This is a genomic window from Asticcacaulis machinosus, from assembly GCF_028550435.1.
GTDB classification, from domain to species: Bacteria; Pseudomonadota; Alphaproteobacteria; order Caulobacterales; family Caulobacteraceae; genus Asticcacaulis; species Asticcacaulis machinosus.
Map to the genome: position 1 here is coordinate 968,280 of NZ_JAQQKV010000001.1, position 12,991 is coordinate 981,270.

Here is a 12,991-nt window from a genome sequence, read left to right on the forward strand (position 1 = left end):
ATGAAACGCTTCATCTGCTCCGGCTGTGACGCCACGGCTGACGGCCCCGCCGATGCCCTGCCCGAAGGCTGGCATTGGCAGACGACCGCCCGCCTGGGCGAAGTGCCGCGGTGCCATGACTGTGCCATCAAAAACGCCAGTCGCATCGCCACCGGTCGCATGAGCACCGAGGAAATCCTCAATGCGGGCAATGATGGTGCCGAAACCGATGCCATCACATCCGCCGCCCAGTCGCGCCTTAAATCCTTTGTCGAACGCTTCGACCGCCTGCTCGATGACGCCGAAACCATCCGCATCGACATTAAGGAAGTTGGCCTCGAAGCCAAAGGCGAAGGCTTCGACGTGAAAATTCTTAAGCGTGTCGTGATCGCCCGCCGGAAAGACCCCACCAAACGACAAGAGGAAGAAGCCCTCTTCGACCTATACGCCTCCGCCATTGGCGGTCTGGGCTAACTCAATCCCGAAAAGGACAACCCTGATGAGACTTGAATTAAGCGGCCACGATTGGGCGTTCGTAAAAAGAGTTATCGCGTCAGCTAATGTTGAGCACGACCCGCGCTTTGCTGAGAGATCACAATCGCTTTTAAGCCCAGGCTATATTGAAAATGAGGCGCTGCAATTAAACCTTAGCCTACTAATCCATGCCGCGCGCAAAGAAGGATTTGATGAGGGCAGGATATCCATCACTGCCCATAAAATGGCCGTTGAAAAAATGCAGGCCAACGCTGTCAGCGGTCGGCCAACGGCTGAGGTTATGGCCGAAGCTAACGCGCAGCTTGACGACGCCGACCAACCGGCCCCGGCACATCCCGGCTGGCTGGTCTGGAACCCCAACGGACGCCAGCCTAACTATCATCACGCCAGCATAGCCAGTGCCGAAACCGAGGCCCAACGACTGGCAGACATTAACCCTGACCAGCCCTTCTATGTGTATGGCCCGCTGACCTGCGCCCGCGCGCAGCGTGTTCTCGTGAAATCGAAATCCATCCCCGTCCCGCCAAAAACGGAGGTCGATCTCGATGACGAAATCCCTTTCTGACCAAGGCGGCATTGCCGTCCACTTCACTGAGGACGCCCCTTGCGGGCGGGCCTATGACTGGCGGCTCTACTGGTCACCAGCGGAAGTTGTGGAACTGATCACCGACCGTCTCAACCGCCCCCGCCATGCGCTCGAATTCCGCACCGTTCCGCTTGGCGACGGCGACGGTATCGAAGTTCGCGCCCGCCCCGAAGGCAAAACCGTCCCCGTCTACATGGCCCTGATCTGGGGCGACATCACCTTCCGCGATCTGATCGCGGTCGGCCACCACAGGAAAACCGCATGAAACAGCATAATTGCCAACCTGACCATAAACTCGGCCGCTTTGTCTGCCGCGCCTGCCTTCGTCAGTCCCTTAAGCCCCTGACCGGCTTCACCTGCACCGGCGTTCCGATCCGCTCGGCGTTGAAAGGCGGTGCAGCATGATCGTCCCCGCCCTCTCTGGAATTCAGATCAAGGTGGTTGATAGCGGCACGCCGGTTTCGGTCGGTCAATCGATCCATTTTGTCGATGACGCCCATTACGTCCTCGACGGGGGCACGATCCATATGACCAAGCCCATGCTCGATCAGCTTAAGGCGGCCATCGCCCGCCAAGATTCACCGTCCGTACTCACATCGCCGGGGGACGCATAACCATGACCGCCCCCTTCACCCCGAACACCGAATGCACCCTGTGCGGCGACGAAGCCACCTTCTTCGGTCAGGACGATTGGAACATGTGCCGCGCTTGCCATGCCCGTTTCACGGCTCAGCAAACCGGCATCGTTCAGCCTGCCGCCCCACCGGAAAAGCCGACGCCACCCCCACCTCATTTGTACTGCGACGACCACCCATTGCTGCCGTTCGCAGCCGCCGCTGGGGCCGTAGCCCTCCTGATAACCGTCATCATCTCACTTATGAAAGTTGCCGCATGACTGACCTTCCCAAACTCGCCCTGTCGATCCGTCAGCCGTGGGCCTACGCGATCATGAACCTCGGCAAAGACATCGAAAACCGCTCGTGGCGTCCGCGCAGCTTTTTACCCTTTGATATCTGCATTCATGCGGCATTGGGCATGAAGCGCCACGAAATGACCGACGCCTTTGAATTCATCGATAAGGCCGCACCTCTGGCTTCACCGCGCGACTGCCTGCGCCGTCAAAACACAATCCTGAACGATGCCCGCCACGGCGGCATTGTCGCCGTGGCCACGGTCACAGATTTCGTCACCGAGTCCGACAGCCCTTGGTTCACCGGCCCCTATGGCTGGGTGCTCGAAAACGTCCGCCCTGTCGATTTCATCCCGGTACGCGGAGCCCTTGGCCTCTTTCCTTGGCGCGACCGGATCGAACGCTCGACCGGCAGGGCCTCCCTTCTCACCTCAATCCAACAGGCTGACTAATGAGCAACCGCGAAACCATTGCGGTCTGGTTTTCATGTGGCGCACCAAGCGCCATAGCCGCAAAACTGACCATAGAACAATGTGGCGATACCCATGATGTGCGGATCGTCAATAATCCCGTCATTGAGGAAGGCCCTGATAACCTCCGATTTCTGCTCGATGTCGCGGCTTGGCTGGGCAGGCCTATTGAACAGGCCATCAATCCCAAATGGCCGACCTGCTCTGCCGTCGATGTCTGGGAAAAAGAACGCTACATGTCCGGCATCAACGGTGCGCCCTGCACTCGCGGCCTGAAAAAACAAGCCCGCCAGCACTGGGAAAAAGAAAATCAGGTTGATTGGCACGTCCTCGGTTTCGCAGCGGATGAGAAAACGCGCCATGATCGATTTGTCCTGACTGAACGCGCCAATGTTCTGCCCGTGCTAATCGAAGCAGGGCTGACCAAGGCCGACTGCTTTGATGCAGTAACCGATGCGGGCCTTAAACTCCCGCAGGGTTACCTCGATGGGTTCGACAATGCGAACTGCCAGGGGTGTGTAAAGGCGCAGTCACCGACATATTGGAACCTCACGCGCGTGGTTTACCCTGATGTCTTCGCAGCGCGCGCCGAAATGTCGCGGCGTTTGGGCGTTAAACTGGTCAAATATAAGGGCCAGCGCATACAACTCGATGAATTGCCGGCTCATGCCAAGGGCAGGCCAATGAAGTATTTGCGGATGCCAGATTGCGGTATTTTCTGCGAAGAACCGGCCTTGTTTGCAGAAAACGCAAAGAACGATCATTTTGCCGACGCCGGGAAAATGGTCACCGCGACCGGCGGTGCCGCATGAGCGCTTTTGGCAAACCCCTATTACCCGCCGTTATGGCGCTCAAATGCGTCCATAGTCAGTGGGGAGGTGGCCTGACATTGGGCAAAATATATAGCGGCGTTATGGCTCAGTCTCAATATGGAGACCAATACGTTCTGGTTCGTGATGACAGAGGCGACCATGTCGAATTTTCCGCTTTCCGCTTTGAGCCTTTAAATCCGGCACGCAGGCCACTGTTCATTCATCTGCGCCCATCGTCTGACCAGATCGCCTACGCTAACCGCGTAAAGGCAGGTGCCGCATGATGCGCCCGACCTCCAAAGGCAAGGCGGTGTCTGAACAGCACCGCCCCGCCCCTATCGGCGGCTATCAATCCGATATGTTCAAAAGCGTGGAATTCTTCGACCGCGCCAACCACCTGCAGCTTTTCCCATCGCACCCGTGGACGGTGCGCGCGCTCTGGGAAGTCTTAGGCCCGATCCTGTTTCCCTCTTGGCCTGATATCCCCAAAGGCGTAGTGATCTATGAACCGTGCGCGGGCCTTGGCCACATGGTCGCACCCTTACGTGAAATTTTCGACCCGGTAATACCCTCTGATGTCTATGACTGGGGAAAGGGATACTGTGTCCGTGATGCTCTGACCTTTGAGGGGATGCCTCAGAGCTTGAATATCTGTTTCACCAACCCGCCCTTTGATAAGCCCCTCAAAGGCATGGCCGAACGGATCGTCAGGCAGGCCCAAAAATCCTGCGACTATGTGATCATTCTGGCCCGTAGCGGCTTCCTGTTCGGTCAGGAGCGCCAAAAACTGCACCACCATAACGCGGCGGGCAATCTGCGTTACCTTTTGCCCTTGGCCGAGCGCGCCCCCATGCAACTGGGCGAGTATAACGCCAAGTGCTCAAAGCCGCAGGAATACGCCTTCTTTGTCTATGAGCGCGGTTACACCGGCACCTATACCGGCCTCCCCATCCCCGTCGGTGCCAAGGCCCGCCACTTCCGCCCGGAGGACATTAACATATGACCGACATCCCTATGCCTCCGGTGTCCTACACCATCAAAGACTTCTGCGCAGTGACCGGCCTTGGCAAAACCACGGTCTATGAGCGGATAAAGACCGGCGAAATCAAAGCCATCACCCTCTTCGGTCGCCGCCTAATTCCGGCGACCGAGGCGAAGCGTCTGATTGAGGCGGCGTCCCATTGAGGTACGCTGCCCAGTCTGCCATCAATTGCCGTCGCTTTCTTAACGCCGTGGCCCGCCTGTAAGCTTTTTGGGTATCATCCCCAACCGAATGGGCGAGCGCATGTTCAGCGGTTTCCTCAGAATGGTCAGTCTCATCTCCAGCCCAGTCCCTGAAACTGGATCGAAAACCGTGCGGTGTGTAATGACCGACCCCCATGCGCTGCATTAAAGCCCTCAGGGCATTGCTTGAGATATGTCGCCCCGGTCTCTGCCCCCAAAACACCACATGCTGGCGTATGAAGGGTTTAAGCTGCCCTAAAATCACAAACGCTCTCTCACTCAGCGGCACGATATGATCGCGGGGAAGCTTCATTTTTGCCGCCGGAACCACCCACAGCTTTTCATCCCAGTCAATTTCATCATCGGTCATGGCCTCGACCATGCCGGGGCGGCTGGCGCATAATATATGAAATTCCAAAGCCCGCGCAGTAACCGCATCCCTATTGCGCAGATCCTGCACAAAGGCGGGCAGTTCAATGTAGGGCATGGCCGCAAAATGGCCGCGTGTCAGCTTTTTGCGGGGAGGCAATAGGTTTTCAAGATGACCTTTCCAGCGGGCGGGATTTTCAGACGTATAAAAACCCTCAGTCTTGGCGGCATTAAGTACCTTCTCGATACGTCCCCGAAGCCTCGAGGCGGTTTCGGGCTTGTCGTACCAGATAGGAAGCAAGACGGCGTGGATATCGGCTGTGGTGATGTCGGTAATTTTAAGCTTGTGGAGCGGGGAGGCATAGACATCAAGTGTCATTTTCCATTGCGCCCGGTGCTTGTCATTTTTCCACTGATCTTCGATCCCGGCGATATAGCTTTCTTTATATTGCCCGAACGTAGGTATGCTGGACTTGATCAGACCGCCGGTTTTACGCTCAATAATCGGATTTAGCCGTTGCTTGTGCAATTTTTTGGCTTCATAGGCCAGTTCGCGGGCGGATTTGAGATCGACATCAGCAACAGCTCCCAGCCCCATTTCATGTAATTTTCCATTTTGCCGAAACCGATAAATCCACGTTTTGGAGCCGGAATCGCGCACATGCAAATAAAGCCCGTCGCCATCGGCGTACCGCCCAGGGGCCTTCATCTTGATCACGCCCATAGCTGTCAGTCGCTTTGAAACACGCGCCGCCATCAGATTAATCTTCCCCGCCCATACTTTAGCCCATACTTTCATGCCGGATAGCGGCGGAACGATACGGAAACATACGGAAAGCGCAAGCGAAAAAAGCCAATAAAAAACCGCCACTTAGTTCAAGGGCGGTTCGCGGCGGAAAGTTGGATGGCGGAGACGCAGGGATTCGAACCCTGGGTACCCTTTTAGGGGTACGCTCATTTAGCAAACGAGTGCCTTCAGCCTCTCGGCCACGTCTCCGTTATCGCTGATTTAGCGCGTTCGTTTCAAAAAGGCAACGGCCTGAGATAAATTGTGCACATGTCGCTGTTAAGCTTAGGGACAATCAGCCTTATCTGCTATTGACGCGCCACTTCGGGCATTAAAAAAGCAATTAAAAGTTGAGTAAATTCGCCTGAACAATGTGCGTTAACGTGACTCTAAGGGATGCGTGATATCCCTTGGCATAAAATAAAATTGTGATGGTTACGCCCTCCTATGCTCATCGACCTAATCCGGCCCGACGCGGCCAAAACGGGCCACAGCCACCGTCAGGTGCCTGATGCAGAGCGTGCGCGCCTGACCGAAGCCCTGCATGTGCGCCGCGGGCCCTTCCGTCCCCAGCGGCTGGTGTCACTGCGGGAGCGCAAAAGCGGTTACTGGGCCGCCTATGTCTTCCGCATGGTCGATATATGCGCATTGATTTTCTTTGGGTTTCTGGGCGTCCGCGCCGAATCGCGCGGCAATTTGCTAAGTTTACCGGTCGGGCAGGTTCTGCCTTTCCTCGTGGCCACTCTGGTGGTGGCCATGACCCTGTCAGCGTTTGGGCTTTACCGGCTTAATCGCACGGAAAAGCTATGGGAGCGCCTGCTAAAAGTCGCGGCATCTGTTGGCCTTGGCGCCGCAGCAGGCTTTGCCGTTACCCGCTTGACGCTGGAGCCTGGCATCGTACCCTATGCGCTTGAAATGTGGACGATGGCCTCTCTGGCGTTTTTCAGCCTGCTGCATCTTTTGTGGTTCACCACCGTCGCGCGCTGGCGCAAGCAGGGTCGGCTGACGCCGAATATCGTCATTGTCGGGGCCACCAAACACGCCCAGCGCCTGATTGACGGGGCTCTGGCACGGCGCGATGTCAATATCTTAGGCATTTTTGACGACCGGCTGGCGCGTAACCCGGACACCGTTCTGGGCGTGCCGGTGCTGGGCGACACCAAGGCGCTGCTGAGCCACAAGATCACCCCCTATGTCGATCAGATCGTAGTCGCGCTTGACCCGTCGGCCAAGGCCCGCGTCAAAGACATTATCACCCGCCTGAAAAGCCTGCCGAACGAAGTCTCTCTGCTGGTCGACGTGCATAATGACGAAGGCCGCGAAGCCGCCCTGTCGCGTATGGCCGATCAGCCTTTGGCGCGGGTTTCCGGCATTACCGAAGACGATAAGCGCGCCTTTAACAAACGGGTTCAGGACATGATCGTCGGCGTGACCGCCCTGGTCGTATTTGCGCCGGTCATGGCCATGATCGCCATTCTGATCAAGCTGGACAGCAAAGGCCCGGTCTTTTTCCGTCAGCGCCGCCACGGCTTTAATAATGAGCCAATCATGGTGTGGAAGTTCCGCTCCATGCGCAAGGATGCCGAAGATGCCACCGCGTCGCAGCAGGTCACCGCCGGTGATGAGCGTGTTACCCGTATCGGCCGCATTATCCGTAAGACCAGCCTTGATGAACTACCGCAATTGTTCAACGTCATCATGGGCGAAATGTCTCTGGTCGGCCCCCGCCCCCACGCGATCGGCATGAAGACCGGCCCGGACGAGTCAGCCCGTCTGGTGGCTGAGTATGCCTGGCGCCACCGCATGAAGCCCGGCATGACCGGCTGGGCCGCCGTCAATGGCTCACGCGGTCCGCTGCATAATGCTGACGATGTCCGCCGCCGGATTAGTCTGGATGTCGACTATATTGAGCGGCAATCGCTGTGGCTCGATCTCTACATTATGATGATGACGCTGCCGTGTATACTGGGTGATCGTAAGGCGATCCGTTAAGTATGCGGATATAACACCTTGGCCGTTCAAGGCTTTTAAAGGTTTGCGTGACACAATCGTCCGATCATTCACGATATATGGCCACAAAATACGCCCATGTTCCGTAAAGGCCTGATCGGTTATCTGCCCGCCAATATTCTGCAAGGGGTGATCGGGTTCGCCACTCTGATGGTGTTCACCCGTATCCTGTCGCCGGAAGATTATGGCCGTTATGCGCTGGCGTTCGGGGTGTCGTCTCTGGCCCAGACCGTGTGTTTTACCTGGCTGGAAGCCGCGATGGCCCGCTTTTATCCGGCCGAGGCCAAAACCGATCCACATGCACCGGCCCTCTATGGCAGTGTCTATCGCTTGTTTGCGTTTGTAACCGTCGTGTTTGCCGTCATCTGCGGACTCGGCCTGTGGTTATGGCCCGCGGGTAATGATCCGGCCCTCAAAATCGCGGTCGCCTATGGACTTGGGGCCGTGGTGTTCCGTAGCCTGATCAAACTGGTGCAGGAACAACGCCGGTCAGAAGGCCGCGTAGGTTCAGCCTCCATTCTTGATATGCTGCAAACCGCAGGCGGGTTCGGGTTTGGGGTTATGTTTGCGCTGCTCGGCACCGGCGGCGGATCGCCCTTGCTGGGGGCGGCGGTGATTGCCCTGCTCTGTTTGCCGGCCTTTGCCCGCGAAGACTGGGGCCGCGCCGTCCGCGGCCGGTTTGATGCTGAACGCGCCAAATCTTACGCCCACTATGGTTTTCCGATTGCCGCCTCACTGGTGCTGACCTTGGCGCTATATACCGCCGACCGGTTCCTAATCGCACATTATCTGAGTGAGGCCGACGCCGGCGCCTATCATGCCGGTTACAGCCTGGCGTCGCGCATACTGGATGTGCTGTTCATATGGTTCGGAGCCGCAGGCACACCAGCTATGGTCCACGCTCTGGAAACCGGCGGCGAAAAGGCGCTGAAAACCGCCGCCGCCGAGCAGATCAAAACCATGAGCTTTATCCTGTTTCCGGCTGTGGGAGGCCTGATTATGGTCGCTCCCGCCTTTGGCGAACTGATGATCGGCGAAGACCTGCGCGCCAAGGCCTTGAGCATCACCACACTCGTGGCCTTAGGGGCGTTGTTTTCGGGGCTGAATACCTATTATTTCCTTCAGGCGTTCACATTGGCCAAGAAGACCCGCCTGCTGGTAGTCGCCATGCTGATCCCGGCGGTGGCCAATATCGCGCTTAATGTGTTGCTGATCCCACGCATGGGCCTGATCGGGGCGGCGTGGGCATGCGCCCTCAGTTTTGGCGCGGGCCTGATCGGGTCGTGGCTATTGGGCCTGCGCACCCTGCCCTTGCCCGTCCCTGCTGCGGATCTCGCCAAAACAGCCCTGTGTACAGCCGCGATGATGGCCGTAATCGCCACTCTGCCGTCACATGGCGGCATCATCGAACTGGTGCTAAAATCAGCCACAGGCGCGATTATTTACGGATTTTGCGCGTATTTTTGCAATTTGCACGGTATTCGGGCACACTTACTAAGATTTTATAATCTATTTCGCGCTAAATTCGGCGTATGATCATGCACGACACCCGCCTCGATATCGAAGCGACGCTGATTTTCAACAGCGTGCATGAGCGCGTGACCCCGCGCCTGTCGGTACTTATCCCGTTTTTCCGCGAATCCCCTGCCGAACTGATGAAGGCGCTGAATGCCATTGCCGGTGACGTGCGCGATGAGGTCGAGGTCGTTCTGCTGGATGACGGATCACGCCGTCCGGACCTGAGCCTTGAGGTCATGGACCTGCTCGATACCCTGAATATCGCCATCTGTTTTATCGAGCTTAAGCACAATGTCGGCCGCGCCAAGGGCCGCAATCGTCTGGTGGATGCCGCGCGTGGGGCCTATGTGCTATTTCTCGATGCCGACATGCTGCCGGATCAGGACAATTTTCTGGAGCGTTGGGTCGATATGACCCGCGCTGAGGCCCCCGTCGTGTTTGGCGGGTTTTCGTTGCTGAAGGCCCCGAAATCCAAAGCCTTTGCCCTCCATGCCCAGATGGCCGGCCACAGCGACTGCCTGGATGCCGCTGAGCGCTTGAAATCGCCTGAAAAATATGTGTTCACGTCGAACCTGCTGGTGCGCAAGGACGTGTTTAAAACCCATGACTTTGACCCGGAGTTCCGTGGCTGGGGCTGGGAAGACGTCGAATGGGCCATGCGCGTCTCGGCCGATTTCGGCATTGATCATATCGACAACACAGCCACCCACATGGGCCTTGATACCGCCGATGTCCTGCTGTCGAAATATGAGCAGTCCGGCGCCAATTTCGCCCGCGTGGTGCGTAAGCACCCTGAGATCGTCACCCGTTATCCCAGCTATAAGATGGCCCGCCTGATCAAGGCGTTACCGTTTGGCAAGGTGCTGCGTGGCCTGCTGAAATCGACAGTGCAAAGCCAAAGCCTGCCGCTGAAAGCCCGCGCGTTTGCCCTGCGGCTCTTTCGCGCCAGCATCTATGCAAACGCCCTATGAGCGAGGCCATCTATAGCGCCGACCGCTCGCTGTACGGCAAATTGCGGCGGCGGGTATCAAAGCTGATCTATCGTAAACCGGCCCGCCTTGAAGGGCTGAAACGCCCCCTGATCACCTTTAGCTTTGATGATGCCCCGCAGTCTGCGCTCACCGAAGGGGCGCAGATTCTGGAAGCTTACGGCGCGCGTGGCACCTATTTTATCTCGACCGGTCTGATGGGTAATGAAAGCCATCTGGGAAAGTACCTCACCGGCAATGAAGTGCGCCAACTTGCCGATCGCGGCCATGAAATCGCCTGCCACACCTATGAGCATCTTGATTGTGGACGGGCGGATGCCAAAACCATTGCCCAAAGTCTGGCGCACAACCGCGCCGCGTTAGCGGCTTTGGGTATCACCGGCATCAGCACCTTCGCCTATCCGTATGGCGATGTCTCGCCTCAGGCCAAAGCGGTACTAAACAATACCTACACTTCGGCCCGCGCCCTGCATCACGGCCTGATCACCACCGGCACCGACCTCAATCAGGCCCCGGCCATCGGTATCGAAGGCGCTGATGGCGAAGCCAACGGCCTCAAATGGTTAGAGGCCGCCCGCGCCACTCCGGATAGCTGGCTGGTGCTCTACACCCACGATGTCCGCGAAACCCCAAGCACCTGGGGCTGCACCATCAAAACCTTTGAAAGCCTTGTGAAGGCCGCACGCGACCATGATTTTGAGATTGTCACCTATGCCAAAGGGATCAGGCGGGCGGCCTGATATGGCGGGCAAAAAAGGCCAGTTCAAACGCCACCAGCCGACGGTAGTTATCACGCAGTAAATCCGTCGCACACGGGGCGCCTGTATCCGTCAGCGCCACCAGCCCCAGTTCCACAGCCTCGCTGATCAGATGGGTCGTCTGCGTCTTTGACAGGCCAAACTGCGCGGCAATCGCCGACCGGCTGGGGCAAGGCACGTTGCGGAAATCAGCGTGCATGATGGCAAAAATCAACGGCGCCGCCCCTTCGCGGCCCCGGAAAAACGGATGGAACTGCGGCATGGCCTCCGCCATAGCCGGGCCCAGCGCAAACTCTTCTCCACCAGTAGCCCATACCCGCACCACCATATCTTCATCATCCAACAGGGTCTGGCTGTAGCGGGCACGCGGATGAAGAATATCAAGGCTGACCGCCGCGCACATGACCCGGCGCCGCACAAAGGCCAATAACCTCGGCGTCGGCACGTAGAATTTACGCCGCCGGTCTTGGGTATCCGGCATCTTGCTGACCAGCCCCATGATCTGCATCAGCCCCAGCATGGTTTTCAGGTGGCGCGGACTGCTGTTGAAGTTAGCGCACGCCTGAGCCAGCTCGGTATAGGTCGCGCCACCTCCAGCCGCAGCCCCATATCTCTGGCCGTGCAGATGCAGCAGGTGGCCGATGACCCGGAACCGGAATTGCTGAGATATGATCTTGTTGAAATGACGCTGGCTTTTGCGAAACCGGATAAGATCTCCGGTATATTCATACAGCGCAGCCTCAAACATCGGATGATGCCCCAAAGCCTGTGCCTCACGCGCAATCTCAGCAATAGTTTCAACCCCCACCGTCATCCCCATACCCAGACTAAACACAATCAGGTGCGTTTGTGATCACGCGCTTAACCCATGATCAAATTGAAAAGTCTAGCGATTTATAGGTGAAAGGGGAAAACAGCATGATGAAAACGCGAGGAGCACAGCCTGAAACGCTCAGCTTCAGCATAAGCATCACCGCATATGGTGCCTGTTGATGCGTCCAATGGCCGCCCTTGTCGAAGACAGCCCCACTCAGGCCCGGATTATTGCCCTGATGATCGAGGCCCAGGGCTGGCAATGCCAACACTTTGAAACCCTGCGCGAAGCGGGTCAGGTACTGGCACACACACCGGTGCAGGCGGTATTTCTGGATGTTTTTGTCGGCCCCTATAATGCCCTGTTACAGGTCGGCCGCTTCCGGCAACTGGCACCGTCTGCCCCCATCATCGTCATGACCGCCGGATCGCCTCAGGAAGACATCGAAGAGACCCTGACCAGAGCCAGACTGACCAAAGCCGATTTCGTCCTGCGCAAACCCTTCACCTCAGATCAGATGAGTGACATTCTTGACATCTCATTCGACAAGGGCGCTGCCGTGCGCCGCCCGCATATTCTTGTGATTGACGACAGTGACCCGATCAGAACCGTGGCGCGCAACACCTTAGAGGCCGCAGGCTATCGGGTGTCGGACGCGGCCAGCATGGAGGACGCCTTCGGTTATGTTGAACTGGCGCAGGTCGATCTGGTGCTGTGTGAACTGTTCATGCCGGGCATCGGGGGCCTGCGCGGGATCCGTGAGATCAAGGCCGCCTGGCCTCAGGTCAAGGTCGTGGCTATGTCCGCAGGCCTTGATACCAAAATCAGCGGCGAAGAGGCCTTAAGCATCAGCCGAAAGATGGGCTCCGATGCGCAATTGTCAAAACCCTTTGACCCGGCCGATCTGGCGCAACTGGTTGACCTGATGCTGCGCGATCCGGCCATGCTGGATTAATTGGCGACTCCGGAGGGATTCGAACCCCCGACCTCTGCTTTAGGAAAGCCTTGCTCTATCCTGCTGAGCTACGGAGCCACGCGCTCACGCCTTAGCACAGGCGCAAAGGCTTTGAGAAGTCCGCCCGGCTCGCCCGCGTGAAATAACTGTGCGCAGCCCGTCAATCTTCATATGGACTATAAGAACGACTCAGCGCAAAAGAGAACCAGTCATTTATGGTTAACGCCATTTCACGCCACCATATATAGTATAGAACAAATCAGGCATCTGTCGATGTCACTGATTCGGTCATGATTCGTTTCCATGCCGTTCCAC

General features: G+C 57.4%; 18 protein-coding genes and 2 tRNA genes. 16 read left to right on the forward strand and 4 right to left on the reverse strand.

The window, feature by feature from the left end; translation table 11 throughout:
- From PQU98_RS17035 to PQU98_RS04685, 11 genes are all read left to right on the forward strand, one after another.
- Positions 1 to 453, forward strand: a complete 453-nt coding sequence (locus PQU98_RS17035; protein WP_368408137.1) for a DUF2312 domain-containing protein — start codon at positions 1 to 3, stop codon at positions 451 to 453.
- A 244-nt stretch (positions 454 to 697) separates the two neighbouring features.
- Positions 698 to 1,039 (forward strand): hypothetical protein, encoded by a 342-nt coding sequence (locus tag PQU98_RS04640; protein WP_272743711.1) that lies wholly within the window; start codon positions 698 to 700, stop codon positions 1,037 to 1,039.
- Positions 1,020 to 1,325 carry a hypothetical protein gene (locus PQU98_RS04645; RefSeq protein ID WP_272743712.1) on the forward strand — a complete coding sequence of 102 codons (306 nt, stop codon included), beginning with the start codon at positions 1,020 to 1,022 and terminating at the stop codon, positions 1,323 to 1,325. The genes PQU98_RS04640 and PQU98_RS04645 overlap by 20 nt, the downstream gene beginning before the upstream one ends.
- Complete coding sequence (locus PQU98_RS04650; protein WP_272743713.1) at positions 1,322 to 1,465, forward strand: hypothetical protein; 144 nt, start codon at positions 1,322 to 1,324, stop codon at positions 1,463 to 1,465. Before PQU98_RS04645 ends, PQU98_RS04650 begins: the two co-directional genes overlap by 4 nt.
- Positions 1,462 to 1,674 carry a hypothetical protein gene (locus tag PQU98_RS04655; RefSeq protein WP_272743714.1) on the forward strand — a complete coding sequence of 71 codons (213 nt, stop codon included), beginning with the start codon at positions 1,462 to 1,464 and terminating at the stop codon, positions 1,672 to 1,674. Before PQU98_RS04650 ends, PQU98_RS04655 begins: the two co-directional genes overlap by 4 nt.
- A gap of 2 nt (positions 1,675 to 1,676) precedes the next feature.
- A complete protein-coding gene (locus tag PQU98_RS04660) occupies positions 1,677 to 1,955 on the forward strand; it encodes a hypothetical protein (protein WP_272743715.1) in 279 nt (92 codons plus the stop codon).
- Positions 1,952 to 2,422 (forward strand): ASCH domain-containing protein, encoded by a 471-nt coding sequence (locus PQU98_RS04665; RefSeq protein WP_272743716.1) that lies wholly within the window; start codon positions 1,952 to 1,954, stop codon positions 2,420 to 2,422. The genes PQU98_RS04660 and PQU98_RS04665 overlap by 4 nt, the downstream gene beginning before the upstream one ends.
- Positions 2,422 to 3,252: a hypothetical protein gene (locus tag PQU98_RS04670; RefSeq protein WP_272743718.1), complete on the forward strand. Its 831-nt coding sequence runs from the start codon at positions 2,422 to 2,424 to the stop codon at positions 3,250 to 3,252. Before PQU98_RS04665 ends, PQU98_RS04670 begins: the two co-directional genes overlap by 1 nt.
- A complete protein-coding gene (locus PQU98_RS04675) occupies positions 3,249 to 3,536 on the forward strand; it encodes a hypothetical protein (RefSeq protein WP_272743719.1) in 288 nt (95 codons plus the stop codon). The genes PQU98_RS04670 and PQU98_RS04675 overlap by 4 nt, the downstream gene beginning before the upstream one ends.
- A complete protein-coding gene (locus tag PQU98_RS04680) occupies positions 3,533 to 4,255 on the forward strand; it encodes a hypothetical protein (protein WP_272743720.1) in 723 nt (240 codons plus the stop codon). Before PQU98_RS04675 ends, PQU98_RS04680 begins: the two co-directional genes overlap by 4 nt.
- Positions 4,252 to 4,437 (forward strand): helix-turn-helix domain-containing protein, encoded by a 186-nt coding sequence (locus PQU98_RS04685; protein ID WP_272743721.1) that lies wholly within the window; start codon positions 4,252 to 4,254, stop codon positions 4,435 to 4,437. Before PQU98_RS04680 ends, PQU98_RS04685 begins: the two co-directional genes overlap by 4 nt.
- On the opposite strand, the gene PQU98_RS04690 is transcribed toward PQU98_RS04685, so the two are convergent.
- Both PQU98_RS04690 and PQU98_RS04695 read right to left on the reverse strand, forming a co-directional pair.
- A complete protein-coding gene (locus PQU98_RS04690) occupies positions 4,367 to 5,602 on the reverse strand; it encodes a tyrosine-type recombinase/integrase (RefSeq protein WP_272743722.1) in 1,236 nt (411 codons plus the stop codon). The genes PQU98_RS04685 and PQU98_RS04690 overlap by 71 nt on opposite strands.
- A gap of 148 nt (positions 5,603 to 5,750) precedes the next feature.
- Positions 5,751 to 5,842: transfer RNA gene (locus PQU98_RS04695), tRNA-Ser, on the reverse strand.
- A 237-nt stretch (positions 5,843 to 6,079) separates the two neighbouring features.
- Here PQU98_RS04695 and PQU98_RS04700 point away from each other — a divergent pair.
- The 4 genes from PQU98_RS04700 to PQU98_RS04715 all read left to right on the forward strand — a co-directional run bounded on the left by PQU98_RS04700 (position 6,080) and on the right by PQU98_RS04715 (position 10,889).
- Positions 6,080 to 7,624, forward strand: a complete 1,545-nt coding sequence (locus PQU98_RS04700; protein ID WP_272743723.1) for an undecaprenyl-phosphate glucose phosphotransferase — start codon at positions 6,080 to 6,082, stop codon at positions 7,622 to 7,624.
- A gap of 96 nt (positions 7,625 to 7,720) precedes the next feature.
- Positions 7,721 to 9,178: a lipopolysaccharide biosynthesis protein gene (locus PQU98_RS04705; RefSeq protein WP_272743724.1), complete on the forward strand. Its 1,458-nt coding sequence runs from the start codon at positions 7,721 to 7,723 to the stop codon at positions 9,176 to 9,178.
- A 2-nt stretch (positions 9,179 to 9,180) separates the two neighbouring features.
- Entirely contained in the window at positions 9,181 to 10,131 is a 951-nt protein-coding gene (locus PQU98_RS04710) for a glycosyltransferase family 2 protein (RefSeq protein WP_272743725.1), read from the forward strand.
- A complete protein-coding gene (locus PQU98_RS04715; RefSeq protein WP_272743726.1) occupies positions 10,128 to 10,889 on the forward strand; it encodes a polysaccharide deacetylase family protein in 762 nt (253 codons plus the stop codon). The genes PQU98_RS04710 and PQU98_RS04715 overlap by 4 nt, the downstream gene beginning before the upstream one ends.
- Here PQU98_RS04715 and PQU98_RS04720 read toward each other — a convergent pair.
- Positions 10,873 to 11,721: a helix-turn-helix domain-containing protein gene (locus PQU98_RS04720; RefSeq protein ID WP_272743727.1), complete on the reverse strand. Its 849-nt coding sequence runs from the start codon at positions 11,719 to 11,721 to the stop codon at positions 10,873 to 10,875. The genes PQU98_RS04715 and PQU98_RS04720 overlap by 17 nt on opposite strands.
- A gap of 178 nt (positions 11,722 to 11,899) precedes the next feature.
- Here PQU98_RS04720 and PQU98_RS04725 point away from each other — a divergent pair, with 178 nt between their 5' ends.
- Entirely contained in the window at positions 11,900 to 12,676 is a 777-nt protein-coding gene (locus PQU98_RS04725) for a response regulator (RefSeq protein ID WP_272743728.1), read from the forward strand.
- Position 12,677: 1 nt separating this feature from the next.
- On the opposite strand, the gene PQU98_RS04730 is transcribed toward PQU98_RS04725, so the two are convergent.
- Positions 12,678 to 12,754 (reverse strand) — tRNA-Arg (locus PQU98_RS04730).
- Positions 12,755 to 12,991: the final 237 nt, after the last annotated feature.

What these genes read in the sequence shown, in the direction of transcription:
- PQU98_RS04680 (WP_272743720.1), top strand. Translation starts at nt 3,533, where the DNA reads ATGATGCGCCCGACCTCCAAAGGCAAGGCGGTGTCTGAACAGCACCGC.
- PQU98_RS04655 (WP_272743714.1), top strand. Translation starts at nt 1,462, where the DNA reads ATGATCGTCCCCGCCCTCTCTGGAATTCAGATCAAGGTGGTTGATAGC.
- PQU98_RS04710 (WP_272743725.1), top strand. Translation starts at nt 9,181, where the DNA reads ATGCACGACACCCGCCTCGATATCGAAGCGACGCTGATTTTCAACAGC.
- PQU98_RS04725 (WP_272743728.1), top strand. Translation starts at nt 11,900, where the DNA reads ATGCGTCCAATGGCCGCCCTTGTCGAAGACAGCCCCACTCAGGCCCGG.
- PQU98_RS04715 (WP_272743726.1), top strand. Translation starts at nt 10,128, where the DNA reads ATGAGCGAGGCCATCTATAGCGCCGACCGCTCGCTGTACGGCAAATTG.
- PQU98_RS04685 (WP_272743721.1), top strand. Translation starts at nt 4,252, where the DNA reads ATGACCGACATCCCTATGCCTCCGGTGTCCTACACCATCAAAGACTTC.
- PQU98_RS04690 (WP_272743722.1), bottom strand. Translation starts at nt 5,602, where the DNA reads ATGGCGGCGCGTGTTTCAAAGCGACTGACAGCTATGGGCGTGATCAAG.
- PQU98_RS04665 (WP_272743716.1), top strand. Translation starts at nt 1,952, where the DNA reads ATGACTGACCTTCCCAAACTCGCCCTGTCGATCCGTCAGCCGTGGGCC.
- PQU98_RS04660 (WP_272743715.1), top strand. Translation starts at nt 1,677, where the DNA reads ATGACCGCCCCCTTCACCCCGAACACCGAATGCACCCTGTGCGGCGAC.
- PQU98_RS04700 (WP_272743723.1), top strand. Translation starts at nt 6,080, where the DNA reads ATGCTCATCGACCTAATCCGGCCCGACGCGGCCAAAACGGGCCACAGC.
- PQU98_RS04645 (WP_272743712.1), top strand. Translation starts at nt 1,020, where the DNA reads ATGACGAAATCCCTTTCTGACCAAGGCGGCATTGCCGTCCACTTCACT.
- PQU98_RS04675 (WP_272743719.1), top strand. Translation starts at nt 3,249, where the DNA reads ATGAGCGCTTTTGGCAAACCCCTATTACCCGCCGTTATGGCGCTCAAA.
- PQU98_RS04705 (WP_272743724.1), top strand. Translation starts at nt 7,721, where the DNA reads ATGTTCCGTAAAGGCCTGATCGGTTATCTGCCCGCCAATATTCTGCAA.
- PQU98_RS04670 (WP_272743718.1), top strand. Translation starts at nt 2,422, where the DNA reads ATGAGCAACCGCGAAACCATTGCGGTCTGGTTTTCATGTGGCGCACCA.
- PQU98_RS04650 (WP_272743713.1), top strand. Translation starts at nt 1,322, where the DNA reads ATGAAACAGCATAATTGCCAACCTGACCATAAACTCGGCCGCTTTGTC.
- PQU98_RS17035 (WP_368408137.1), top strand. Translation starts at nt 1, where the DNA reads ATGAAACGCTTCATCTGCTCCGGCTGTGACGCCACGGCTGACGGCCCC.
- PQU98_RS04640 (WP_272743711.1), top strand. Translation starts at nt 698, where the DNA reads ATGGCCGTTGAAAAAATGCAGGCCAACGCTGTCAGCGGTCGGCCAACG.
- PQU98_RS04720 (WP_272743727.1), bottom strand. Translation starts at nt 11,721, where the DNA reads ATGACGGTGGGGGTTGAAACTATTGCTGAGATTGCGCGTGAGGCACAG.